Source organism: Telluria sp. GW821-FHT07G12 (assembly GCF_059418525.1).
In genome coordinates this window covers 180372-202979 of sequence record NZ_JBWKQA010000003.1, presented here as the reverse complement: position 1 = coordinate 202979, position 22608 = coordinate 180372, and the positions used below count along the sequence as shown (strand labels likewise).

Genomic DNA, 22608 nt, shown 5'->3' with positions numbered 1-22608 from the left:
CCGGGGTGGCACTCTAACGCGGCGCGCGCGTCAGCTTCATGACCACGCCGGTCTTGCCCAGCAGGGTGCCGGTACCGTTTGCCAGCAGATACAACTCGCCGCGCGCATCCTGGGCGAAGCCGAGCACCGCCAGACCGAGCGGATTGCGGTTCGCCGCCACCAGGTTCTCGACCCGGTTGTTCCGGCCCAGCACGAACAGATGCCCTTCGGGCGTCGCGCTGCCCTGCCCCGCATAATCCCCGAACACGTACTGGCCGCGCAGATCGCGCAGCTTGTGGCCCCGATAGAAGTAGCCGCCGATGACGGCGCTGCGCGCATTCGGCACGCCAACGCCGTCCGCGTGGTCGTACTGCGCGATCGGATCGAGCAGATTGGCCGGCAGGCCCGGACTGTCCGTATACACGCAACCGGCGCCGCTGCCCTGGGCATTCGGGCCGCCGGTATCGAACAGGTAAGTGCCCTCCTTGATGCGCCAGCCGTAATTGCCGCCCGGCGCAACGACGTCGACTTCCTCGATATTGTTCTGGCCGACGTCGCCGACGTAGAGCCGCCCGAAGGCATCGAAGGACATGCGGAAGGGATTGCGGAAGCCATAGGCGAAGATTTCGTCGGCGCCCGGCTTGCCGACGAAGGGATTGTCGGGCGGGATGCCGTATTTGCCGTTGGCCGCGTTGCGCCCGAGCGGATCGATGCGCAGGATCTTGCCCAGTACGTTGCCCTCCGCCAGGCTCTGGGCATTGCCGCCGGGCGCGTGGCCCACGTCTTCGTCGTCGGCACCGCCGCCGTCGCCCAGCGAAATGTAGAGCATCTGGTCGGCGCCGAAGGCCAGCGCGCCGCCGTTGTGGTTGAACTGCGGCTTGTCGATGCGCATCAGCTCACGCGCGCTGCTCAGGTCGACCGGGCTGCCCGGTTTATTCGGATGCTTGACCCGCCACTCGGTCAGCACGCTCTGGCAATTCGGCGCCACGCCCGCCGGCTGGGTCGTGAAATCCGCGCTGCCTTTTACGGGCTGCGAGGTAAACGTGTAGAACAGGCCATTGAACCTGAACTGGGGGTGGAAGGCGATGCCCAGCAGGCCGCGTTCGTCGTACTTGCCCGGGCCCAGCCCGAGCGTCACCAGCAGCTTGCTCACGTCGAGGAAGAGTTCCGGCTGGTGCGCCGGGCCGCGGTTGTCATCCTCGTCATCGTCTCCGTCATCGCGATTGGAGGTGGCGATGCGCCAGACCTGGCCGGCCTGGTCGGCCACATACAGATGGCTGTGATCGCCCGGAGCGACCGCGGCGGCGTTCGGCGACACCAGGCCGGACTGGACGGTCTCCAGATTGATCCTGAGCGGACTCTGGGGAATCTGCCCGGGAATCGGATCCACCAGGGGCGTGTGCTGCTGCGCCAAGGCTGGGGTGACGAGACCGGCGCCGGCAAGCGCCAGCACCAATGCGTGGGAGAAGCTGCGAGATGTCATGATGTGCCCTTCCTGATGGCCGGCTGGCCGTTGACGACAACGTCGGTTAATGCCGAAGCGCCTGAGGAAGGTTCACGCCGCCCGCAAAAAGATCGGCTCTTCAGATCCCCTGGCCGCCCGAGACCTCGATCCGCTGCGCCGTCACCCAGCGGTTGTCGGGCGACAGCAGGCTGGCGATCATCGGCCCGATGTCATCCGGCACACCGGCGCGGCCCAGCGCAGTCATGCCTGCGAACAGCCGATTGATGTCGGGGTTGTCGCGCACCGCGCCGCCGCCGAAATCCGTTTCGATCGCACCCGGCGCCACCGTGTTGACGGCAATGCCGCGTCCACCCAGTTCTTTCGCCAGGTAGCGTGTCAGCACCTCGACCGCGCCTTTTACGGCTGCGTAGGCGGCATAACCCGGAAAAGCCACCCGGGTCAGGCCGGAGGACAGGTTGACGATGCGGCCGCCGTCCTCTATCAGCGGCAATAGCGCTTCAGTCAGGAAATACACACCCTTGAAGTGCACGTCGACCAGCCGGTCGAACTGGGCGACGCCGGTCTGGCCGATGGGCGCGTAGTCGCCGTGCCCGGCATTGTTGACGAGGTGGTCGATGCGCTCGCGGCCCCAGGTGGCGCGCAACGCGCCGGCCAGGCGCTCGGCAAAGCCGGGAAAGGCGGCAACGTCGCCGGTATCGAGCTGGAAGGCCAGGGCCTTGCGGCCGAGGGATTCGATCTCGGCGACGAGCGCCTCGGCTTCTTCGCGGCGGCTATGGTAAGTAATGATGAGGTCACCGCCGCGGCGGGCGATCGCAAGGGCGGTATTGCGGCCGAGGCCGCGGCTGGCGCCGGTAACGAGGGAGATGGTGGACATGGCAGGCTCCTTAGCTGTGTGTTCGAGGGCCTCCATCATCGGGCGCGGCGGCCGGCGCCGGTTGCCGGAATCTCGCCCGGTCTTGCCAGATCCTCCAGGCCGGCGTGCACCGGCGGCGCGCGCGGTATAAGCTTGCGCACATGACGACACTACGCGATGCGGTCCGCCGCTACACCGAGTCGCACGCCGGTCCGGACGGCGTGGCGCCCTCGCCGATTCCCGGTCTGACGACCGTCCGCGCCTGCATGCTGAGCGGCCTGGTGCACGGCATTCCGCGCCCCCTGGTTTGCCTTGTGTTACAGGGCAACAAGCAGGTCAGCTTCGGCGCCCGCAGCTACGATTTCCACCCCGGCGACTCGCTCCTGATCACGGCCGACGTGCCGACCGTCAGCCAGATCGTGCGCGCCAGCCTGGCCGAACCCTATCTGGCCCTGGTGCTCGAACTGGACCCGGCGATCATCGCCGAGCTGGCGGCGCAGATGAGCGACAAGACGGGCGATGAGCGGCAGCCCGTGCGGCTGGAGCGCACCGACGACGACGTTGCCGGAGTCGCGCTGAGGCTGATGCGCTTGCTCGATCGTCCGGAGGCCGTCCCCTTCCTCCACGCCCCTTTGGTGCGCGAACTGCATTACTGGCTGCTGGCCGGCCGCCACGGCATGACGCTGCGTCGGCTCGGCATGCAGGACGGCAGGAGTCAGCGCCTGGGGCGCGCAGTGGCGATGCTGCGCACCCGTTTTGCACAGTCCCTGCCGGTGGAAAGCCTGGCGGCAGCGGCCGGCATGAGCCCATCGGCGTTTCACCAGCATTTCAAGGATGCCACCTCGCTGTCGCCCCTGCAGTTCCAGAAGCAGCTGCGGCTCATCGAAGCACGCCGCCTGCTGGTGGCGGAGGGCGCGAGCGCGAGCAGCGCAGCGTTTGCGGTGGGTTATGAGAGCGTTCCCCAGTTCACCAGGGATTATGGAAAGTTGTTCGGCCAGCCGCCGGTGCGCGACGCGAAGGCGGCGCGGGAGCGGATGCAGACGGTGTGAACTCAGATGCCTGGCTGGTCCAGCCCCAGCTCGGCCGGCCAGGGCACCGGCGCATCGTTATAGCGCGGATCCGCCGAAGGGTGGGTCAGGAAAGCGGCGACCAGCGCGATGAACAGCCAGACGACGATATTGCGCAGCGATGCTGCATTACCGCCCGTCACTTCGTCTCCAGAAATGAGGCGCTTGAGGTACCTGGACAGGATCTTCACAATGAATCCTTGTGGGAAGCACTTTTTTTGTAAACGCTCACAATCTATACCAGTCGCCGCCGATTTTCCAGCCAGCGTATTGATATATGAACTGATGAGCAGCATTCTAGCGACAATATGGATGAGCTGTCGCACGTCATGCCGCTCGATTTCCGGCTAAACCGCCTTGCCTGATGGCCAGACCCGGACGAGGGTCAGCCGCAACGCTCTGGTAGAATACTGCGATCGTTGACATGCCCGCCGAAATCGGGCATATGCATGCAGTTCCTCTCCCCGACACCATCCATGTTTAGTTTCTTCAAAAAGAAAAAACCTGAAGCCGAGACGCCCGTCCAGGCGGAGTCCGCCGCAGTAGCGCCTGCTGCCGCTGCCCCGGAAGCGCCTGCGGAAGCACCCGCCCAGCCGGGCTTCCTGCGCCGCCTGTTCGGCGCCAGCGACGATACCTTTGTACCGGCGCCCGAGGTCGCCGAGCCGGAAGAGCCGGCCGCGCGCGAAGCCGAGGTGCCCGATCCGGTCGCCACCCAGATCGCCGAACAGGCCGCTTCCCTGTCGAACGCCTACGAGGGCCAGCTCTTCCCCGAGACCGCCGAGCGTCCGGGCAGCGAAGCCGAAAAGAAAAAATCCTGGATGACGCGCCTGAAGGCCGGCCTGTCCAAGACCTCGAACAACCTGTCCCTGCTGTTCGTCGGCGCGCGCATCGACGAAGACCTGTACGAAGAGCTGGAATCGGCCCTGCTGATGTCGGATGCCGGCATGGACGCCACCCAGTATCTGCTCGACAATCTGCGCCGCAAGGTCAAGGAAGAGAAGCTGCTCGACGCCGCCGCCGTGAAAGCCGCGCTGAAGTCGCTGCTGGTCGACATGCTGCGCCCGCTGGAAAAGCCCCTGGAACTGGGCCGCCACGAACCGCTGGTGATGATGATCGCGGGCGTCAACGGCGCCGGCAAGACCACCACCATCGGCAAGCTGGCCAAGCACATGCAACGCTTCGAGCAGTCGGTGCTGCTGGCCGCCGGCGACACCTTCCGCGCCGCCGCCCGCGAGCAGCTGATGGTCTGGGGCCAGCGCAACAACGTCACCGTGATCTCGCAGGCGTCCGGCGACCCGGCCGCGGTCGCCTTCGACGCGGTGCAGTCGGGCCGTGCGCGCGGCGTCGACGTGGTCATGGTCGACACCGCCGGCCGCCTGCCTACCCAGCTGCACCTGATGGAAGAGCTCAAGAAGATCAAGCGCGTGATCGGCAAGGGCATGGAAGCCGCGCCGCACGAAGTGCTGCTGGTCATCGACGGCAATACCGGCCAGAACGCGCTGGCCCAGGTCAAGGCCTTCGACGACGCTCTGCAGCTGACCGGCCTGGTGATCACCAAGCTGGACGGCACCGCCAAGGGCGGCATCCTGGCCGCGATCGCACGCACCCGCCCGGTGCCGGTGTATTTCATCGGCGTGGGCGAAAAGCTGGAGGACCTGCAACCCTTCAGCGCAGACGAGTTCGCCGAGGCGCTGCTGGGATAACGCTCGATGATCGAATTCCAGTCCGTCTCCAAAAAGTATTCCGCCGACGCGCTTGCCTTGCGCGATGTGTCGTTCAGCATCGCCAAGGGCGAGCTGGTCTACCTGGCCGGCCCGTCCGGCGCCGGCAAGTCGACCCTGCTCAAGATGATCGCCGCCGTCGAGCGTCCGACCAGCGGCCAGGTTGTCGTCAACGGCCACGACATCGGCAAGCTCAAGAAGGCCGGCGTGCCTTTCCTGCGCCGTAACCTGGGGCTGATCTTCCAGCAGCAGCGCCTGCTGAACGACCGCTCCATCCTGGCGAATACCATGCTGCCGCTGATCGTCACCGGCGCCTCGTCCTCGCAGGCGGAACAGCGCGCCAGAGCGGCGCTCGACAAGGTCGGGCTGCTCGACCGCGCCAAGGCCATGCCGCTGGAACTGTCCGGCGGCGAGCAGCAGCGCGTGGCGATCGCCCGCGCCATCGTCAACCGTCCGCAGATCATCCTGGCCGACGAGCCGACCGCGAACCTGGACCGCGCCGCCGCCGACCGCGTGATCGACGCCCTGCGCGCCTTCCATGCCGTGGGCGTGACCTGCATGATCTCGACCCACGACGAGCAGATCCTCGATAAAGCGGCGCGCGTGATCCGCCTCGAGCATGGCGAGCTGGTCGGTGCCGGGACCGGAGGTGCGGCATGAACATCTGGTTCCGCCAACACCGCTTCGCCCTCGGCGCAGCCTTCGCCCAGGTCCGCAAGACGCCGGGCAGCTTCCTGTTCAACGTGCTGGTGGTGGCGGTGGCGCTGGCCCTGCCCTTCGCCGGCGTGACCCTGCTCGACAACGTGCGCCCGATGTCGGAACAGCTCTCGGTCGATCCCGAGATCAGCCTGTTCATGAAAACCGACGCGCCGCGCGAACAGGCGCAGGCGCTGGCGCCGCAGCTGCGCGAGATCCTGGCCGGCAGCAAAGCGAAAGTCAGCTTCGTCCCGCGCGAGCAGGCGCTGGAAAACCTGAAGGCCAAGAGCGGCCTGACCGACGTCATCGAAACCCTGGGCGACAACCCGCTGCCGGACAGCTATGTCATGAAGCTGGAAGGTTTCACCAGCCGCACCACGGACGCCGCCCGCGTCGACGGCATTGCCGAGCAGATGAAGGCGCTGCCGGGCGTGGATTCGGTGCAGGTCGACTCGGCCTGGGTCAAGCGCCTCGCCGCCCTGCTGGGCGTGCTGCGCCTGGTGCTGCTGCTGCTGGCGATCACCCTTGGCGTGGTCGTGATCGCGGTGGTGTTCAACACCATCCGCCTGCAGGTGCTGACCCAGCGCGACGAGATCGCCGTCTCCAAGCTGCTGGGCGCGACCGACAATTTCATCCACCGCCCCTTCTATTACACCGGCGCCCTGCTCGGCCTGTGTGCCGGCGCGGTGGCGCTGGGGGCCGTTTCCCTGGCCCTGCACCCGCTGAATGCGGCCATCGCCGAATTCGCGCGCCTGTACGCCTCGGAATTCCAGCTGTCGGCGCTGCCGCCGCTGGGCCTGGCCGGGCTGCTGGCCATCAGCGCCGGGCTGGGGCTGGTGGGGGCGATGCTGTCGGTGCAGCGGCATCTGGCGCGCCTGAACTGAAATCAAGCCTAGAAATGACAAACCCGCCAGAAGGCGGGTTTGTTTTTTTATTCGGGGTGGTCCCGCTCAGCGGGACCAGAACTGACCTAGCGTCATCACCAGTATGGGTGCTGGGAGAGGACATAACCTAGGGCTGCATACGCAGTATATCATCATGATCCCCGATGATCAAAAATGATGCACATGGACTGGATTGAGCTTGAAAAACATTTTTCCTCGGCTCGGTTAGGCCGCTACCGTGCGTCGTGCAACGGCGACGAAGTCAAAGCGGCAAAAGCCTATGGTAATAATTTGCTGCTGGCCGAAGCCATGATGCCGATGCTCAGTGTGCTTGAGATTGCGTTGAAAAACGGAATACACCGCCGTCTCAGCGCTTTCTACAAGCGTCCGGACTGGTGGGAAGCATTGGCCGGCAACCCTTCGTTCGCATGGCAAACCCGCGAGATATCCAGCACGAAGACTAAGTTGCAACGCCGCGCAGAACCTGCTACACCTGACAAGATCATCGCGGAACTGGCCTTCGGCTTCTGGAGTTCGCTATTCAATGTCCAGTTTCAGACGGTATTATGGAAAGAGCTTCGCCTGGTATTTCCCCGTTGTCCGAAACCTCAGCGGCAGCGACATACCGTCTCATCGGCCTTGAACCAGATCCGAGATCTTCGAAACCGTGTCTTCCATCATGAACAGCTGCTCTGGTTAACCCCATCCCTGATCGACTTGCACACGAAGGGGATTGAGGTCATCAACTGGCTCGATCCAAAGCTGCCACCCTGGCTTGCTACTTACGATCGCCTGCCTGCCACCTGGGCCGCCATCCAGCCAATTTGATTACATTTTTGTTATCCCATCCGCCGTTGGCCAGAAAAATCCACGGCGGAGACGGGATATACGCCTACAAAAGTAGGTGCGCCACTTCACAGACCTCAAACCATATGGGGCCTAACCTGTCTTCTACCTAATTCAAATAGTATGAGCGTCACGTTTGACCCGTATCAACGGTATCGCTCACATCTGCTCTACAGTTGAATCGAGCCAAAAAATTCGATTCCCAGAAGCAATACTTTAGCAGGACTTAAGGACGTCGTCGGGGATATGGAGGCGGCTAGCACTCACCTCAAGAGAGTGCTAATATTACGTCTAACCACTGTCTCGCATCCCGTAACAAGCCGTAAGAGGTGTGCCTTCGGGGCTCTCTTTCGGGCATATTGACGATGCAGCACAGAATACTCTACGAGGGAATATGACTATGTCCGCACAATCCGCATTGGTTCCCGCTGGCACCCGTGCTCTGGGACTGGGTTTTACCGGCAATCTCGGCAATATCGACGCCTATATTTCAGCCGTCAACCGTCTGCCGATGCTGTCCCACGAGGAAGAGGTCTCGCTGGCGAAGAGCTTGCGGGAACAGAACGACCTGGACGCCGCGCAGAAGCTGGTGATGTCCCACCTGCGCCTGGTGGTCTCGATCGCGCGCGGCTACCTCGGCTACGGCCTGCCGCACGCCGACCTGATCCAGGAAGGCAATATCGGCCTGATGAAGGCAGTCAAGCGTTTCGACCCGAACCAGGGCGTTCGCCTGGTGTCGTACGCCATGCACTGGATCAAGGCCGAGATGCACGAATACATCCTGAAGAACTGGCGTCTGGTGAAGGTCGCGACGACCAAGGCCCAGCGCAAGCTGTTCTTCAACCTGCGCAGCAACAAGACCGGCCTGGACGCCATGTCGCCGCAACAAGTCGACGACCTGGCCAAGATGCTCGACGTGAAGCGCGAAGAAGTGATCGAGATGGAAACCCGCCTGTCGGGCCGTGACATCGCGCTGGAAGCGCCGACCGACGACGAAGACGACAAGTTCTCGCCGATCGCCTACCTGTCCTCGGACCAGCAGGAACCGACCAAGGTGCTGGAAGCCAACGACGTGGTGCGCCTGCAATCGGAAGGCATCGAAACGGCTCTCGGCAAGCTGGACCCGCGTTCGCGCCGCATCGTGGAAGCACGCTGGCTGGCCAACGACGACGGCTCGGGCGCGACCCTGCACACGCTGGCCGAAGAGTTCGGCGTATCGGCCGAGCGCATCCGCCAGATCGAAACGGCTGCACTGAAGAAGATGAAGACGGCGCTGGCGTCCTACGTCTAAGCGAACGTCGCTTCAAAAATAAAGGCACCTTCGGGTGCCTTTTGTTTTTGTTCAGCCCAGCTTTTCCTTGAAAAACGCGACCGTGCGCCCCCAGGCCAGCTTGGCCGCCGCTTCGTCGTAGCGCGGCGTGGTGTCGTTGTTGAAGCCGTGCTCGGCGCCGGCGTAGACGAAGTGCTGGTAGTTCACCTTGTTCGCCTGCAGCGCGGCCTCGTAGGCGGGCCAGCCGGCCAGGATGCGCTCGTCCTTGCCGGCGTCGTGGATCATCAGCGGCGCGCGGATCTTCGCCGCGTCGGCTGCGCTCGGCTGCGAGCCGTAGAAAGGCACGGCGGCCGCCAGCTCGGGCAGCTGGGTGGCCAGGTAGTTGGCGATGCCGCCGCCGTAGCAGAAGCCGACCACGCCGACTTTCCCCGTTCCCTGCGGCAGCGCCGCCAGCGCGTGATACGCCGCGATGAAGTCGGCGCGGGTCTTGACCTGGTCCAGCTTGGGGAAGAGCGCGCGCGCCTTGTCCTCGTCGCCGGGATAGCCGCCCAGCGGGAACAGCGCGTCCGGCGCGTAGGCGATGAAGCCCTCCAGCGCCAGGCGGCGTGCGATGTCTTCGATATGCGGATTCAGGCCGCGGTTCTCGTGCACCACCAGCACCAAGGGCAGCTTGCCCCTGGCATTCGCCGGCATCGCCAGGTAGCCGCGCACCGTCCCGTAGCCCTGCGGCGACGGGAATTCCTGGTAACTGGTCTTCAGGCGGGCGTCGCTTGCCGCCACCAGCGGCGCCGCGAACGAGGGCGAGAGCTGCGCCAGCAAGGTGGCGGCAGTCGCGCCGCCGACCGCGTAACGTCCCGCCCGCGCAAGAAAGTCGCGGCGCGACAGGCGGCCGTGGACATAGCCATCGAACAGCTTCAGCACTTCAGGATCGAAATCGGTGGCGCTCAGACGCTTCATCGTTCACCTCTCCATGATGGTTGAATTGACAAGCATACGCCAATTCAGGGTAGAGTAGCCATCCCTCACCGATGAAAGCGCCCCAGCCATGTCGCTCCTGCTCTACGGCCATCCCTTCTCTTCCTACACCCAGAAAGTGCTCATCGCACTCTACGAAGGCGCCCTGCCCTTCGAATTCCGCTGCATCGGACCCGAGACGCCCGAACACGTCGCCGAATGGCTGCGCCTCTGGCCGCTGCGCAAATTTCCCGTCCTGGTCGACGGCGATCGCGACTTCGCCGAAACCAGCATCATCATCGAATACCTGCAACTGGCCCATCCCGGCAAACTGGCCCTGCTGCCGGCCGATCCGATGGCAGCGCTGGACGTGCGCTTCCTCGACCGCTTCTTCGACCTCCACGTGATGTCGCCGGTCCAGCATGCCGTCGGCGGCGCCCTGAGCGGCGACCCGGACAAGCGCCGCGATGGCCTGGCGCACGCCGTGGAAAAGCTGGACTGGGCCTATGCCTGGCTCGAGCAGCGGCTTGCGGGCAGGACGTGGGCTGCAGGCGAAGACTTCACGCTGGCCGACTGCGCCGCCGCGCCCGCGCTGTTCTACGCGGACTGGACCCATCCGATCCCGGCAGACTTCCCCGTGCTGCGCGCCTACCGTGCGCGCCTGCTCGCACGCCCCTCCTTCGCCCGCGCGGTGGACGAGGCGCGCCCGTATCGGCCTCTATTTCCTCTAGGTGCCCCTGACCGGGACTAATTAGGGAAGGGTGAGAAAGCGAGGATTTTCCCCCGTGTAATATGGGATATCGTCATGTTTTCCCAGCAAGGAGGCCTCGTGACTACGCCAGCAAACCCCCTCGGCTCGATCCGCATCGACGGCACGCCCCTCAATGACACCCTGAAGGGCACGCTCGCCGACGAAAACATCCACGGCGGCGCCGGCGACGACGATATTGTCGGCAACGGCGGCAACGACCTGCTCGACGGCGGCGCGGGCGACGACTACCTGGACGGGAATAGCGGCAACGACACCCTGCTGGGCGGCGACGGCGACGACCTGATGTTCGGCGAAGGCGGCAACGACAGCCTGGACGGCGGCAGCGGCCTGAATGCCCTGGTCGGCGACGACGGCGACGACCACTACGAGATCCGCAACCGCACCGACCTGGTCTACGATTCCGGCGGCCACGACAGCGGCACGATCCGGGTGGACTGGTACAAGACCAATCCCGATGTCGAGGACTGGACCTGGGCGCCGGGCGTCAAGAAGCTGCCCTACTGGATCGATGCGCTCGTCCATGACGGCGCGCCCTTCGTCGCCGCGACGCTCGGCGAGGCCCACATCATCGGCTACGCGTTCGCGCAGACGCCGCCGAGCTTTTTCAAGGACGATGACAAGAAGGGCTTCAAGCCCTTCAACGACTCCCAGATCGGCTATACCAGGGCGGTACTGGCCTACATGGAGACCGTGCTGAACGTGCACTTCGTCGAAACCACCGACACCGAAGGCGAAGGCACCATCGTCTTCGCCAACAACAAGCAGCAGGACTCGGCCGGCTATGGCTATATGCTGGCGCCGGGCCTGGCGAGCGGCAGGGTCATGGTCGACAGCTCCACGCTTGCGCTCTCGCCCGGCCTGGACGAAGGCTGGGAATTCATGCGCGTGGTCACCCACGAGATCGGCCATGCGCTCGGCCTGAAGCATCCCTTCGGCACCGACGACGCACTTGGCCACACCGGCATCGGCCCCTTCCTGCCCGAAGCCGACGACAACGTGCAGAATTCGATCATGAGCTATACGGGCGTCGAGAGCAATCCGGGGCAGTTCAGCCCTCTCGACATCGCGGCCCTGCAGTACATCTACGGCGCGGCGAGCACCTACCACGGCGACGACACGCGCTACACCATCGGCCGCGACTACCTCATGATCGGCGACGGCGGCGGCAACGACACCATCGACGGCTCGGCGCAGACCCAGGACCTGACCCTGTCGCTGGAACAGGGCTTCTGGAGTTATGTGGGCGCCAAGGGGGCGACGATCACCGCGAAAGGCCAGATCACGATCGATATCGGCTCGGTGATCGAAAACGCGATCGGCGGCGCCGGCAACGACCTCATTTTCGGGAATGCCGTTGCCAACAGCATCAGCGGTGGCGCCGGCAACGACCTGCTGCAAGGCGGTGGCGGCGACGACCGCCTCGACGGCGGCGCCGGACGCGACATGGCTGCCTATGGCGGCGAGCGGGCCGGCTACACGATCACAATGCTCGACACCGGCCTGCGTGTGACCGACAAGGCCGGCATCGATGGCAGTGACACCCTGACCGGCATCGAGCGCCTGCTGTTCGCCGACGGCGCGCTGGCCCTCGACATCGACGGCATCGCCGGCAAGGCCTACCAGCTGTATGCGGCCGCCTTCGACCGCGTGCCCGACGTGGGCGGCCTGGGCTTCTGGCTCGGCGCACTGGACCGCGGCGTCTCGCTGGTCGACGTGGCGACGGAATTCACCAAAGCCGACGAATTCGTCAAGATGTACGGCGCCACGCGCAATGCCGAGGATTTCCTGGTCAAGGTGTACCAGCACATGCTGCACCGAACCCCGGACGCGGGCGGCTATGCCTACTGGCTGGATGTCATGAAACACGGCGCCACCGAAGGCCAGGTGCTGGCGGCGATCAGCGAGAGCCCCGAACTGCACACGCTGCTGGTCGGCCAGATGCAGAACGGGATCGTCTACCAGCCTTACGTCGCCTGAGCCGGCCCAGGCTCAGTCCTTGTCCTTGCGCCGCAGCAGGGACAGGATCACGAACGCGAACACGGCGCTGACCACCGCCGTGGTCTCCCTGCCCATCCCGGCCGCCACGCCGACGGCGGCGGTCAGCCACACGCTGGCGGCCGTGGTCAGGCCCTTGATGTCATTACGGTCGCGCAGCTTGAGGATGGCGCCGGCGCCGAGGAAGCCGATCCCCGCCGTCACGCCCTGCAGCACGCGCGACAAGTCCTCGATCTTCATGCCGGCCTGCAGCGGGATCAGGACGAAGATCGCCGAGCCGAGCGCCACCAGCATGTGGGTACGCTGCCCCGCCGGCGCGCCGATCGACTCGCGCTCGTAGCCGAGCAGGCCGCCCAGCACCACGGCCACGATCAGGCGCACGACCACGCGCGTGATGTCCTGGGCGTCGCCCAGGTCCGAAAATTCCTGCTGTATCGTCAGCCAGCTTTGTTCCCACCACATGATGCATCGCTCCCCGTTCGATTTGGGGCAATGATGCCAGTCGTTGCTCGTCCGTGGCGCGCAGGCCGGTCAGTGCAGCTTGCTCAGTGCAGCTTAATCTTCGCCACCGTCACCTCATCCCTGACCTCGATGACCGCATCGTCGAAACCCGGCGGACCGAATCGACTGGCCGCATCGCGGCTGAAGCCGTAGTTCTCCTTCGGGATGCCGAGCAGGTTGCGGTCCAGTTCAGCGTTGCCGTTCTCGTCCTGGTAGACCAGCACGGCCCAGCTGCCCTGCGGCACATTCGGCACCGCGATCACGTTCTCGCCCTCGCGCGCCGGCATCGAGGCCGTGTACGCGCACTGCTTCAGGAAGCGTTCCCGGTCGCAGACCGCGACCCGGATCGTGCCCTTGCCGCCGGCCACAGCCGTGACGTGGACTTCGACGGTGGCGGCCGAGGCGCCGGCGGCGGCCGCCAGCAGCAGAGCGCTCGTGAACAGCTGGATGAATCGGGTCATGCTTTTCCTTTCAATATGGTAGGCTGCTTTCATGATCTTCAATGCCCTCATCCTCGTCGCTACCGTGGTCCTGATGGAAGTGTTTTCCATCGTCGCGCACAAATACGTGATGCACGGCTTCGGCTGGGCGTGGCACCGCTCGCACCACGAGCCGCGCAGCGGATGGTTCGAGAAGAACGACCTGTACGCCATCGTGTTCGCGGGCGTGGCGATCGCCCTGATCTACGCCGGCGCCACGCTGGGCCACCATCCGCTGGAGTGGATCGGCGCCGGCATGACGGCCTATGGCTTCCTGTATTTCGTGGCGCACGACGGCCTGGTGCACCAGCGCTGGCCCTTCCGCTACGTGCCGCGCAGCGGCTACCTGAAGCGCCTGTACCAGGCCCACCGCATGCACCACGCCGTGGCCGGCAAGGACGGCGCGGTGTCCTTCGGCTTCCTGTATGCGCCGCCGGTAGATGTTCTCAAGCGGCAGTTGCATGCCTTGCACCAGGGGCCGCTTCGCCAGCGGCGCCAGGACGCTGCCACAGGCCGGCCGGACGCGGCCGCGGAGTCGCAAGACGCGAGCTGAGGGCCTGCACGCCGCCTTCCGCAAGCAGGCGCAGCTTGGTCGCCTTCGACGTCCCTGCCCGCTCGTCCCAGGCTCGCGCGCCGCGCTGCTTCACCACCACCCCGATCTGCCGGTACACCTTGCGCGCGGTGGCGATCGCCCAGGCCGAGCGCAGCGGCAGGCCGGCGATGCCGTCCAGGGCCGAGTCGTAGTAAGGCTCGGCGGCGTCGACCAGGCGCGCCGCCACCGTCGCCAGCGCCGCCCGGTGTTGCGGCAGCGCGGCTTCATGGACGGGAATGCCCGCTTCACGCAGCCATTGGGCCGGTACATAGCAGCGTCCCACGTGCGCGTCCTCGACGATGTCGCGCGCGATGTTCGTCAGCTGGAAGGCCAGGCCCAGGTCGCAGGCGCGGTCGAGCAGGCGCGGCTCGCTGACGCCCATGATGGCGGCCATCATCAGGCCGACGACGCCCGCCACGTGGTAGCAGTAGCGCAGCGTGTCCGCTATCGTTTCGTAGCGCGCGCCTTCGACGTCCATCGCGAAGCCGGCTAGGTGGTCGAAGGCGAAGCGCTGCGGGATATGGTGGCGCAGCGCAGCTTCCTGGAAGGCGGCAAAGGCCGGATCCTGCATCCGTTCGCCGGCATAGGCACGGCGGGTCTGCTCGCGCAGGATGGCCAGCTTGGCAGCGGCGTCGACCTGCTCGCGCGGCGCGGCATTGAAGCCCAGTTCCTGGCCGTCGACCACGTCGTCGCAGTGGCGGCACCAGGCGTACAGCATCAGCACGCTGCGCCGCGTGGCCGGGTCGAACAGCCTGGCAGCGGCGGCGAAGCTCTTCGAGCCGACCGCGATGGTGTTCTCGGCGTGATTCAGCAAAGCCTCCTTCATGCGCGCACTCCTTCCTGCAGCGCCTGCAGCATTAGGCCGGCGGTGGCCTTGGCCGAGCCGATCACGCCCGGCACGCCGGCGCCGGGATGGGTGCCGGCGCCGACCAGGTAGAAGTTGGCCAGCTCGGCGTCGCGGTTGTGCGGGCGGAACCAGGCACTCTGGGTCAGCAGCGGCTCCAGCGAGAACGCCGATCCATGATGCGCATTGAGCTGGTCGCGGAAATCCAGCGGCGTGAAGATGCGGCTGGTGACCAGCTGGCTGCGCAGGCCCGGCATGTAGCGCCGTTCCAGGTAGTCGAAGATACGATCGCGGTACTTCGGCCCCTCCTCTTCCCAGTCGATAGCCGCGTTGCCAAGGTGGGGCACGGGCGCCAGCACGTAGTGGCTGCCGCAGCCGGGCGGCGCCAGCGAGGGGTCGGTCACGCAAGGCGCGTGCAGGTAGAGCGAGAAGTCCTCGGCGAGGGTCTCGCCCTTGAAGATGTCCCTGATCAGCTCCCGGTAGCGCGGCCCGAAGCAGACCGTGTGATGCCGCAGCTGGCTGTGGTGCTTGTCGAGGCCGAAGTAGAGCACGAACAGCGAGTTGGAAAACTTCTTCTTCGCCAGCGATGCCCCTTCCGCCGCGCCGCGCGGATGTTGGCCCAGCAGCTTCGCATAGGTGTGGACTACGTCGGCGTTCGAGGCCACCGCATCCGCCGCGAACATGCGCCCATCCTCCAGCCGCACGCCGGTGGTGCGTGCGCCGCTGACCTCGATCTGCGCCACGGAAGCATTCAGTTCGATGCGCCCGCCGATGTCCTCGAACAGGCGCACCAGCGCACGCACCAGGGCGCCGGTGCCGCCGCGCGGGAACCACACGCCCCACTCGCGTTCCAGCGCATGGATCAGGGTGTAGATCGAGGAGGTGGCAAAGGGATTCCCGCCCACCAGCAGCGAGTGGAAAGAGAAAGCCTGGCGCAGCTGCTCGTCCTGGATGAAGCGGGACACGATGCCGTACACGCTGCGCCAGGCCTGCAAACGCGCCAGCTGCGGACCGGCGGCGATCATGTCGCGGAAGGAAAGAAAGGGCACGGCGCCCAGTTTCAGATAGCCCTCGGCGAACACCGCCTTCGAATACGCCAGGAAGCGCCGGTAGCCTGCCACGTCGGCCGGGTTGCGCGCGTGGATCTGGCGGTCCAGCGCCTCCTGGTCGTTAGCATAGTCGAAGTGGCTGCCGTCTTCCCAGCACAGGCGGTAGAAGGGCGATACCGGCAGCATCTCCACGTAGTTTTCGATGCGCTTGCCGGCCAGTGCGAACAGCTCCTCGATGCACGAGGGATCGGTGATGACGGTGGGGCCGGCGTCGAACACGAAGCCCTGGTCTTCGTAGACATAGGCGCGGCCGCCCGGTTTGTCGCGCTTTTCCAGCAGCGTGGTCTGGATGCCGCGGGCCTGCAGGCGGATGGCCAGGGCCAGCCCGCCGAAGCCGGCGCCGACGACCACTGCGCGGCGCGCTTCGATGTTCCGTGCGTTCATTCTGCGTTTCCGATCTGGTGAGGGTGGATCTTGCATGCGGCAAGGAAGGCCTGGCCCACGGGCACCGGCGGCTTGCCGCTCAAGAGGCGTGCCTTGTCCTTCAAACTCAGGCGGCCGGCGTAAAAATTCTTGATGAGGGGAGCCGGCAAGCGGTAGAAGCGCTGCATCACGCGCCAGCGGTGGTCCGGGCTGCCCGCCAAAAAAAGCATGCGGTTCAGCAGGCGGAAGAAACGCTGGCGCCGCCATTCCAGCGCGGCCTCGTCGCGGATGGCGGCGAACAGCGTGGCCGCGTCGAGCGCGCGCATGGACGCGATGCGCTCGGCCAGGCGCACCGCGTGCGGCAGCGAGTAGCCGGTGGTCGAGTGGAACAGCCCGGCGCGCAGGCCGGCGCTGGGCTGGCCGGCCAGGTCGTGCCAGTAGGCGTCGAAGTCGCCGGCCAGCACGATCGGCAGCCTGCCCTCTTCCTCGCGCAGCACCCGCTCGACGCGCCAGCCACGCGCCCGCACATAGGCGGCGATGTTGGCGCGCAGGCGTTCGGGCTCCCACGTGGCGTTGTCGACATAGTGGGTGTCCTCGATCAGCACGCGATGGCTATCGAAGGGCAGTACGTAGACGAAGCGGTAGCCGCCCTGCTGCTCGACGCTGGCGTCCATGATGAGCGGCGCAGTCAGGCCATGCGGCTCGGCCAGCAGCACTTCCTGGCCGAGGAAGGTCTGGCAGCCCAGCGCCAGCCGGCTGCTTGCCCGCATGCCGCGGCCGTCGATCACGGCGCGCGCCTGCAGCACCTCGCCGCCTTCGAGTTCGACCCGGGTCGGGCCGATGGCGGCGATGCGCGCCTGCAGGCGCAGCGCCGGCCCGAGCGCGGCTTCGACCACGCGCGCGAAATCCTGCGAGGCGATGCTGGCATAGCCACCCTCGAGCCTGCGCCACAGCTTCGGGAACACGACCTCGTAACGCGGCCAGCGGTGTGACACCAGCGGCGCGATCCAGGCCAGCTGCGGCGCATCGAGATCGCTGTCGTGGAAGGACCATGTGTGGTTGCCGCCCACATGCGCTCCCTGTTCCAGCAGCAGGATGCGCAGCTCCGGCCGCTGCTGCGCCAGGCGCCAGGCGATCAGACCGTTGGCCAGGCCGCCGCCGGCCAGGATCAGGTCCCAGGGGGCGGCTCGGTCGCCGGTACTCATGCCGGCGCCCGTACCGCGCTGCCAGCCGGCGCCCGCCGGTCTTCGCTGCGGCGCAGGCGTAGCGCGGCCTCGACGATGCTGGCCGCGCGCGGCACGCCGCCGGCCTGGGCCAGGCTGGCCGCCTGCTCGTCGAGCCGCTCGAAGAAGCGCTCCTCTTTGAACAAATGTTGCAGCTGGCGTGCGATGGTGGCGGGGCCGGCCAGGCGCGTCGAGGCGCGCAGGCCGATCCCGGCGTGGAGGATGCGGGCGGCGGTGCCCGGCTGGTCGAAGGTCACCGGCATCGCCAGGATAGGCGTGCGCGCCTCGACCGCATCCATCACCGTGTTGATGCCGGCATGCGACACCACGGCATCGGCGCGCGCCAGCGCTTCCCGCTGCGGCGCAAATGCGCAGACCCAGCTGGCGCCGGCGCGGGTCAAGGCATCTTCCTGGTCCGTATCGAGACCGCCGCAATGCGCGACCAGCAGCTGGGCGTCGAGCCGGCGGCAAGCCTTGGCGATACGCTTGAAGATGCCGAAGCGGTGGCCCTGCAGGGTACCGAGCGAGGCGAACACGAAGGGCCTGCCGGCGTCGATTTCCGGCAGCGGCGTGGGCTCTGAAGCGCCAGTGTCGGCCAGCGCGCGCAGCGGTCCCACGTGATGGAAATGCGGCGGCAGCGCGCGGCGCGGGAAATCGAAGGCGTCGGTGGTCTGGCTGATCTGCGCCAGCGGCGAGAGGCAATCGTGCAGGCCGCTGCGCTTGCCGAGGCCGAGGCGGCGCGCCTGCGCTGCGATCACCGCGCCGTGCGGCCGCATCATCCAGTCGTAGACGCGGGTACTGCCCTCCACCACCTGATACGCCCGCTCGCTGTTCTCGTACGCGAAGGGCATCACGGCCAGCGGTATGCCCGGCTCGCGGTTGACCGGCATCGCGCAGGCCACCGAGACGAAGGGCATGCCGAGCGCCTCGGCCACCAGGCCGCCGGCCGCTTCCATCTGGTCGGCGATCAAGGCGTCGATGCGCAGGGTCTGCAGCGCCGCCGGCAGCTCGCGGCACAGCATCTCGGTGCCGCGAGCCATGTCGAGGATGACCTGGCGCAGGCCCAGCGGCCCGCCGGGACTGGCCGCGCGCCGCAGCGAGGCCGCCAGCGAACCCGGTGGATGAGTGCTGCTGCCCAGCGCATGGAAGCCGATGCGCGCGTCCTTCAGGTAGATGGCGGCGTCCGGCCGCTGCAGGAAAGTCACGCGGTGGCCGCGCTTGACCAGCTCGAGACTGAGCGCGGCCAATGCGCTGAAGTGGCTGTAGAACGCCGGTGCGACCACGCCGAAGTGCGCCATGCTCCGTCTCCGTCCGCGCTCAGTGGCGCGCCAGGCTCAACCTGGCGCCGGCCGCATGCGAGTGGGCCTTGGGTGTCGACGCGAAGGCCGCGCTGTCCTGGCTACGCGCGAACAGGCCGGCGACGAAGCGGCGCGTATGGCCGCTTGCGCCCAGGGCCGCGCTCAGGTGGCGCTCGGCTTCGTCGAGGTGATGGTCGAGCCGGCGGCGCGCCTCCTCATGGCCGAGGGTGTTGATGAAGGTCGGCTTGCCGAGGTCCTTGCCGGTGTCCTTGCCGGTAACGGCGCTGTCGTTGCCGGGGCCGTCCTGGAAGTCGTCGCGGATCTGGAAGGCCTGGCCGGCCGCCAGTGCAAAAGCACGCAGCGACTGGGCCACGCAATCGTCGGATTCGGCAATGACGGCGGCCATGTCGACCGCCACGCCCAGCAGCACGCCGGTCTTGAGTTCGTTGGTAGCGGCGATCTCGGCGGCGCTCTTGCGGCTGCCATGCAGGTCGAGGAACTGGCCCTTGACCAGGCCCTGGTCGCCGACCGTTTCCGACAATTTGGCGACCAGGCGCGCGCGGATCGGCGCCGGGATCTCGTGGGCCGCGGCCAGGATGCCGAAGGCGCGGCTGAGCAGGCCGACGGCGGCCAGGATGGCGACGTCTTCGCCGAAACGCACGTGGATGGTGGGCTCGCCGCGGCGCAGCATGGCATTGTCCATGCAGGGCATGTCGTCGAGGATCAGCGAAGCCGCGTGCACCATCTCGACCGCGCAGGCGACGTCCACCAGGGCGCCCGAGTCGCAGCCGAGGTCGCGCGCCACCAGCATCATCAGCAGCGGCCGCATGCGCTTGCCGGCGCCGAGCGCACCCGCGCGCATGGCCAGGGTCAGCAGGTCCGCCTGATCCGGACTCTGTGCCAGGTGGCGATCGATACGCTCCTCCAATTGCTGGCGCAGTTGGTCGATGCCGAACCCGCCGAACCGCCGTGTCTGTGTCGTCATGCGCATCTCTCTGCTGGGGCAAATTTGATGAAATTGAGCCCCATCATACCGGAAACATATTGGGAAATAGTTAATTCTGTTCAACCGTGCGCACTTGCGCTCCCTACCCGCACAACACGACCGTGCCCCGCCCTGCTCTGCCTGGCATCTTTGCTATGATTGGCTTTCCGCAAATAACCGGAAAGATGCAATGAGGTTGCTCGCTCCGCTTGTTCTGATTGGCCTGACCGGGTGCGCCACCGCGCCGCTCAAGGACGGGACGTATCCGCTGCAACCGGGCCAGCGCGTGGGCCTGTCCGGCAACACCACCCTCAGCTACGACAGCTTCAGCGACAGCCGCTGCCCGCCCAACGCACGCTGCGTCTGGGCCGGCAAGCTGAGCTTCCAGTTCGCGCTGGAGGGACCGGATGGCCGCGAAGAATTCGCGCTCGGCCCGGACCAGCTGGTTGCCAGGCCCCGATCCCTGCGCGGCGCCCGCGTGGCGCTCGACCCGGCCAGCATCCCGCCCGTGCGCAACACCAATGCGACGCGCCCCGGCGACGTCATTCCCGTCACGCTCAAAATCACCAGTCCATGACCACATCCGCGAAAGCGCTCGCCGGCGCACTGATCCTGTCCATCGTCCTCACGCCGCCGCTGGCGCTCGCCAGGAACCCGGTCGCCACCGGCACCGGGGGCGCGGTCGCCACCATCAGCGAAAAGGCGTCGGAATCGGCCATCGCCATCCTGAACAAGGGTGGCAATGCGATCGACGCCGCCGTCGCTGCCGCCGCCACCCTGGGCGTGACCGACCCGTTCAGCTGCGGTATCGGCGGCGGCGGCTTCATGGTCATCTACCTGGCCAAGGACAAGCGCGTGATCACCATCGACCACCGCGAGACCGCCCCGAACTCCTTCAGCCCGGCCGTGTTCCAGGAAAACGGCAAGCCGATCGATTTCGAGACCGCGGTCGCCAGCGGCGCCTCGGTGGGCGTGCCGGGTACGGTGCGCGGCTGGCACGAAGCCCTGCAGCGCTACGGCACCATGTCCTTCAAACAGGTGCTGGCGCCGGCCATCGACGTGGCCACCAAGGGCTTTCCCGTCAGTGAAACTTTTCACAAATTAACGGCCGAAAATGAAAGAAAATTTCAGCTGTTTACGAGCACCAGCCAGCTCTACCTGAGGAACGGCAAGGCGGTCGCCACCGGCACCCTGCTCAAGAATCCGGACATGGCCAAGGCCTATAAAGAAATCGCCGCGCGCGGCTACAAGGCCTTTTATGAAGGACCGATGGCGAAGGCGATGGTCGATGCCGTCAACCGCCCGCCGCTGGCGAACGGCGCCCAGGTCAGGCCCGGCACGATGAGCCTGGCGGACCTGGCCAACTACGAAGCGCGCATCCGCCAGCCCATCCGTTCGACCTACCGCGGCTACGACATCTACGGCATGCCCCTGCCCAGCAGCGGCGGCATCGCAGTGGCCGAGGCCCTCAACATCCTCGAAGGCTACGAGCTGAAAGGCATGCCGCGCCCGAACGTCGAGCACCTGTACCTGGAAGCCAGCCGCCTGGCCTTCGCCGACCGCAACGCCTACCTGGCCGATCCGGAATACGTCGATGCGCCGGTCGACGGCATCCTGTCCAAGCAGTTCGCGGCCCAGCGCCGCTCGCTGATCCGCGCCGACAAGGCCGCTGCCGTGGTCCCGGCCGGCGACGCCTTTTTATACGAGAACGACCAGAGCTTCCCGCTGCGCCCGCAGCAGAAGCTGATCCAGGAAGGCACGCACACGACCCACCTCACCGTGTCGGACAAGGAAGGCAACGTGGTCTCCTACACCTTCACCATCGAATCCTGGGGCGGCAGCGGCATCGTGGTGCCGGGCTATGGCTTCCTGCTGAATAACGAGATGACGGACTTCGACTTCACCGGCCCGGCGCCGAACATCCCGGAAGCCGGCAAGCGCCCGCGCTCCAGCATGGCGCCGACCATCGTGCTGAAGGACGGCAAGCCGGCCTTCACCATCGGCAGCCCGGGCGGCGCCACCATCATCACCACCGTGCTGCAGACCATCGTCAACCACGTCGACCTCGGCATGAGCATGGACAAGGCCATCGATGCGCCGCGCCTTTCGCAACGCAACGGCAAGGAGACGTCGGTGGAGCCGGGCTTCGTCGGCAGCATGCAGGCCAGGGGACTGGAGAACTTCGGTCACAAGTGGGAAACCAGCCCGGCGCCCGAAGAAATCGGCGCGGCGAACGCGATCGTGTTCAATCCGGATGGGACCGTGACCGCGGTCAGCGAGGGACACCGCCACGGCATCGGCACGGCGCTGGTGCAGAAGCGCGGACATTGAGGAGACCAAGAATGAGCATGCAGGATTACCTGAACAAGCTGAAGGCCGCGAAAGCGGACTACCCCTTCCAGCGCTGGGGCGAGAGCGGGCTGGATCAGTACACGCCGGAGGTCTGCGCGGCCTTCACCAAAATCTTCGACAAGCTGATTGCCGACCTGGGGAAGCTCGGCGTGAATGCCGAGGATGAAGCCAAGCTGGCGGCCTTCGAGCACGCGGTCCTGGCCCTGAACGACATGGACGACGAAGACGACCGCCTGATCGAGACCGAGGAACGCGAAGAACTCTGCGCGCTGGTCAACACCATCGCCACCGCCGCCGGCCTCGATCCGACCGAGTATGGCGGCGGCGAAGGCCCGGCCAGCGAATGGCGCGAGTGGTAGG

23 protein-coding genes are annotated in these 22608 nt (G+C 66.3%); 12 read left to right on the top strand and 11 right to left on the bottom strand.

Annotated features, from left to right (window positions below; translation table 11 throughout):
• Positions 1-13 precede the first annotated feature (13 nt).
• Together AC07PE_RS13500 and AC07PE_RS13495 are read right to left on the bottom strand one after the other, a co-directional pair.
• On the bottom strand, positions 14-1462 hold the full coding sequence (locus AC07PE_RS13500) for a PQQ-dependent sugar dehydrogenase (RefSeq protein WP_498765179.1): 1449 nt from the start codon (positions 1460-1462) through the stop codon (positions 14-16).
• 100 nt (positions 1463-1562) lie between these two features.
• Positions 1563-2318 carry an SDR family NAD(P)-dependent oxidoreductase gene (locus AC07PE_RS13495; RefSeq protein ID WP_498765177.1) on the bottom strand — a complete coding sequence of 252 codons (756 nt, stop codon included), beginning with the start codon at positions 2316-2318 and terminating at the stop codon, positions 1563-1565.
• Between the two features lie 140 nt (positions 2319-2458).
• Here AC07PE_RS13495 and AC07PE_RS13490 point away from each other — a divergent pair, with 140 nt between their 5' ends.
• Positions 2459-3346 (top strand): AraC family transcriptional regulator, encoded by an 888-nt coding sequence (locus AC07PE_RS13490; protein ID WP_498765175.1) that lies wholly within the window; start codon positions 2459-2461, stop codon positions 3344-3346.
• 2 nt (positions 3347-3348) lie between these two features.
• On the opposite strand, the gene AC07PE_RS13485 is transcribed toward AC07PE_RS13490, so the two are convergent.
• A complete protein-coding gene (locus AC07PE_RS13485) occupies positions 3349-3555 on the bottom strand; it encodes a hypothetical protein (protein ID WP_498765173.1) in 207 nt (68 codons plus the stop codon).
• Between the two features lie 285 nt (positions 3556-3840).
• Here AC07PE_RS13485 and ftsY point away from each other — a divergent pair, with 285 nt between their 5' ends.
• From ftsY to rpoH, 5 genes are all read left to right on the top strand, one after another.
• On the top strand, positions 3841-5067 hold the full coding sequence (ftsY, locus tag AC07PE_RS13480) for a signal recognition particle-docking protein FtsY (RefSeq protein WP_498765171.1): 1227 nt from the start codon (positions 3841-3843) through the stop codon (positions 5065-5067).
• A 6-nt stretch (positions 5068-5073) separates the two neighbouring features.
• The gene (locus AC07PE_RS13475; protein WP_498765169.1) at positions 5074-5745 is read left to right on the top strand and encodes a cell division ATP-binding protein FtsE; all 672 of its coding nucleotides are present in this window, start codon (positions 5074-5076) and stop codon (positions 5743-5745) included.
• Positions 5742-6665 (top strand): permease-like cell division protein FtsX, encoded by a 924-nt coding sequence (gene ftsX, locus AC07PE_RS13470; protein WP_498765167.1) that lies wholly within the window; start codon positions 5742-5744, stop codon positions 6663-6665. The genes AC07PE_RS13475 and ftsX overlap by 4 nt, the downstream gene beginning before the upstream one ends.
• A 183-nt stretch (positions 6666-6848) precedes the next feature.
• Positions 6849-7493 carry a hypothetical protein gene (locus tag AC07PE_RS13465; RefSeq protein ID WP_498765165.1) on the top strand — a complete coding sequence of 215 codons (645 nt, stop codon included), beginning with the start codon at positions 6849-6851 and terminating at the stop codon, positions 7491-7493.
• 418 nt (positions 7494-7911) lie between these two features.
• The gene (gene rpoH, locus AC07PE_RS13460) at positions 7912-8802 is read left to right on the top strand and encodes an RNA polymerase sigma factor RpoH (RefSeq protein ID WP_498765163.1); all 891 of its coding nucleotides are present in this window, start codon (positions 7912-7914) and stop codon (positions 8800-8802) included.
• 51 nt (positions 8803-8853) lie between these two features.
• Here rpoH and AC07PE_RS13455 read toward each other — a convergent pair whose 3' ends face one another.
• Positions 8854-9738 carry a dienelactone hydrolase family protein gene (locus tag AC07PE_RS13455; RefSeq protein WP_498765161.1) on the bottom strand — a complete coding sequence of 295 codons (885 nt, stop codon included), beginning with the start codon at positions 9736-9738 and terminating at the stop codon, positions 8854-8856.
• Positions 9739-9826: 88 nt separating this feature from the next.
• Between AC07PE_RS13455 and AC07PE_RS13450 the strand changes: the two genes are divergently transcribed.
• Together AC07PE_RS13450 and AC07PE_RS13445 are read left to right on the top strand one after the other, a co-directional pair.
• On the top strand, positions 9827-10486 hold the full coding sequence (locus AC07PE_RS13450; RefSeq protein WP_498765159.1) for a glutathione S-transferase family protein: 660 nt from the start codon (positions 9827-9829) through the stop codon (positions 10484-10486).
• Positions 10487-10564: 78 nt separating this feature from the next.
• The gene (locus AC07PE_RS13445; protein ID WP_498765157.1) at positions 10565-12484 is read left to right on the top strand and encodes a M57 family metalloprotease; all 1920 of its coding nucleotides are present in this window, start codon (positions 10565-10567) and stop codon (positions 12482-12484) included.
• Between the two features lie 12 nt (positions 12485-12496).
• Here AC07PE_RS13445 and AC07PE_RS13440 read toward each other — a convergent pair whose 3' ends face one another.
• Together AC07PE_RS13440 and AC07PE_RS13435 are read right to left on the bottom strand one after the other, a co-directional pair.
• Positions 12497-12964, bottom strand: a complete 468-nt coding sequence (locus AC07PE_RS13440; protein ID WP_498765155.1) for an MgtC/SapB family protein — start codon at positions 12962-12964, stop codon at positions 12497-12499.
• Positions 12965-13047: 83 nt separating this feature from the next.
• On the bottom strand, positions 13048-13464 hold the full coding sequence (locus tag AC07PE_RS13435) for a DUF2141 domain-containing protein (RefSeq protein ID WP_498765153.1): 417 nt from the start codon (positions 13462-13464) through the stop codon (positions 13048-13050).
• Positions 13465-13495: 31 nt separating this feature from the next.
• Between AC07PE_RS13435 and AC07PE_RS13430 the strand changes: the two genes are divergently transcribed.
• The gene (locus AC07PE_RS13430) at positions 13496-14035 is read left to right on the top strand and encodes a sterol desaturase family protein (protein ID WP_498765151.1); all 540 of its coding nucleotides are present in this window, start codon (positions 13496-13498) and stop codon (positions 14033-14035) included.
• On the opposite strand, the gene crtB is transcribed toward AC07PE_RS13430, so the two are convergent.
• The 5 genes from crtB to AC07PE_RS13405 are packed head-to-tail and all read right to left on the bottom strand — an operon-like array spanning position 13929 to position 19896.
• Positions 13929-14900: a 15-cis-phytoene synthase CrtB gene (gene crtB, locus AC07PE_RS13425; protein WP_498765149.1), complete on the bottom strand. Its 972-nt coding sequence runs from the start codon at positions 14898-14900 to the stop codon at positions 13929-13931. The two genes, AC07PE_RS13430 and crtB, sit on opposite strands and share 107 nt — an antisense overlap.
• Positions 14897-16411 (bottom strand): phytoene desaturase, encoded by a 1515-nt coding sequence (locus AC07PE_RS13420; protein ID WP_498765147.1) that lies wholly within the window; start codon positions 16409-16411, stop codon positions 14897-14899. The genes crtB and AC07PE_RS13420 overlap by 4 nt, the downstream gene beginning before the upstream one ends.
• On the bottom strand, positions 16408-17595 hold the full coding sequence (gene crtY / locus AC07PE_RS13415) for a lycopene beta-cyclase CrtY (protein ID WP_498765145.1): 1188 nt from the start codon (positions 17593-17595) through the stop codon (positions 16408-16410). Before crtY ends, AC07PE_RS13420 begins: the two co-directional genes overlap by 4 nt.
• Positions 17592-18911, bottom strand: a complete 1320-nt coding sequence (locus AC07PE_RS13410; protein WP_498765143.1) for a glycosyltransferase — start codon at positions 18909-18911, stop codon at positions 17592-17594. The genes crtY and AC07PE_RS13410 overlap by 4 nt, the downstream gene beginning before the upstream one ends.
• Positions 18912-18930: 19 nt before the next feature.
• Positions 18931-19896, bottom strand: a complete 966-nt coding sequence (locus AC07PE_RS13405) for a polyprenyl synthetase family protein (protein ID WP_498765141.1) — start codon at positions 19894-19896, stop codon at positions 18931-18933.
• A gap of 190 nt (positions 19897-20086) precedes the next feature.
• Here AC07PE_RS13405 and AC07PE_RS13400 point away from each other — a divergent pair, with 190 nt between their 5' ends.
• From AC07PE_RS13400 to AC07PE_RS13390, 3 genes are read left to right on the top strand one after another with little or no spacing between them, the layout of a single operon-like run.
• Entirely contained in the window at positions 20087-20473 is a 387-nt protein-coding gene (locus AC07PE_RS13400; RefSeq protein WP_498765139.1) for a hypothetical protein, read from the top strand.
• On the top strand, positions 20470-22227 hold the full coding sequence (gene ggt, locus AC07PE_RS13395) for a gamma-glutamyltransferase (protein ID WP_498765137.1): 1758 nt from the start codon (positions 20470-20472) through the stop codon (positions 22225-22227). Before AC07PE_RS13400 ends, ggt begins: the two co-directional genes overlap by 4 nt.
• 11 nt (positions 22228-22238) lie before the next feature.
• Positions 22239-22607: a hypothetical protein gene (locus AC07PE_RS13390; RefSeq protein WP_498765135.1), complete on the top strand. Its 369-nt coding sequence runs from the start codon at positions 22239-22241 to the stop codon at positions 22605-22607.
• The last annotated feature ends 1 nt before the right edge of the window (position 22608 follow it).

Bases quoted from the DNA above. Each gene is read 5' to 3' on its own strand.
- ftsX (WP_498765167.1), top strand. From the start codon at position 5,742: ATGAACATCTGGTTCCGCCAACACCGCTTCGCCCTCGGCGCAGCCTTC.
- AC07PE_RS13440 (WP_498765155.1), bottom strand. From the start codon at position 12,964: ATGTGGTGGGAACAAAGCTGGCTGACGATACAGCAGGAATTTTCGGAC.
- ggt (WP_498765137.1), top strand. From the start codon at position 20,470: ATGACCACATCCGCGAAAGCGCTCGCCGGCGCACTGATCCTGTCCATC.
- AC07PE_RS13430 (WP_498765151.1), top strand. From the start codon at position 13,496: ATGATCTTCAATGCCCTCATCCTCGTCGCTACCGTGGTCCTGATGGAA.
- ftsY (WP_498765171.1), top strand. From the start codon at position 3,841: ATGTTTAGTTTCTTCAAAAAGAAAAAACCTGAAGCCGAGACGCCCGTC.
- AC07PE_RS13420 (WP_498765147.1), bottom strand. From the start codon at position 16,411: ATGAACGCACGGAACATCGAAGCGCGCCGCGCAGTGGTCGTCGGCGCC.
- AC07PE_RS13490 (WP_498765175.1), top strand. From the start codon at position 2,459: ATGACGACACTACGCGATGCGGTCCGCCGCTACACCGAGTCGCACGCC.
- AC07PE_RS13410 (WP_498765143.1), bottom strand. From the start codon at position 18,911: ATGGCGCACTTCGGCGTGGTCGCACCGGCGTTCTACAGCCACTTCAGC.
- AC07PE_RS13390 (WP_498765135.1), top strand. From the start codon at position 22,239: ATGAGCATGCAGGATTACCTGAACAAGCTGAAGGCCGCGAAAGCGGAC.
- AC07PE_RS13455 (WP_498765161.1), bottom strand. From the start codon at position 9,738: ATGAAGCGTCTGAGCGCCACCGATTTCGATCCTGAAGTGCTGAAGCTG.
- crtB (WP_498765149.1), bottom strand. From the start codon at position 14,900: ATGAAGGAGGCTTTGCTGAATCACGCCGAGAACACCATCGCGGTCGGC.
- AC07PE_RS13435 (WP_498765153.1), bottom strand. From the start codon at position 13,464: ATGACCCGATTCATCCAGCTGTTCACGAGCGCTCTGCTGCTGGCGGCC.
- AC07PE_RS13400 (WP_498765139.1), top strand. From the start codon at position 20,087: ATGAGGTTGCTCGCTCCGCTTGTTCTGATTGGCCTGACCGGGTGCGCC.
- AC07PE_RS13500 (WP_498765179.1), bottom strand. From the start codon at position 1,462: ATGACATCTCGCAGCTTCTCCCACGCATTGGTGCTGGCGCTTGCCGGC.
- AC07PE_RS13495 (WP_498765177.1), bottom strand. From the start codon at position 2,318: ATGTCCACCATCTCCCTCGTTACCGGCGCCAGCCGCGGCCTCGGCCGC.
- AC07PE_RS13465 (WP_498765165.1), top strand. From the start codon at position 6,849: ATGGACTGGATTGAGCTTGAAAAACATTTTTCCTCGGCTCGGTTAGGC.
- AC07PE_RS13405 (WP_498765141.1), bottom strand. From the start codon at position 19,896: ATGACGACACAGACACGGCGGTTCGGCGGGTTCGGCATCGACCAACTG.
- rpoH (WP_498765163.1), top strand. From the start codon at position 7,912: ATGTCCGCACAATCCGCATTGGTTCCCGCTGGCACCCGTGCTCTGGGA.
- AC07PE_RS13475 (WP_498765169.1), top strand. From the start codon at position 5,074: ATGATCGAATTCCAGTCCGTCTCCAAAAAGTATTCCGCCGACGCGCTT.
- AC07PE_RS13450 (WP_498765159.1), top strand. From the start codon at position 9,827: ATGTCGCTCCTGCTCTACGGCCATCCCTTCTCTTCCTACACCCAGAAA.
- crtY (WP_498765145.1), bottom strand. From the start codon at position 17,595: ATGAGTACCGGCGACCGAGCCGCCCCCTGGGACCTGATCCTGGCCGGC.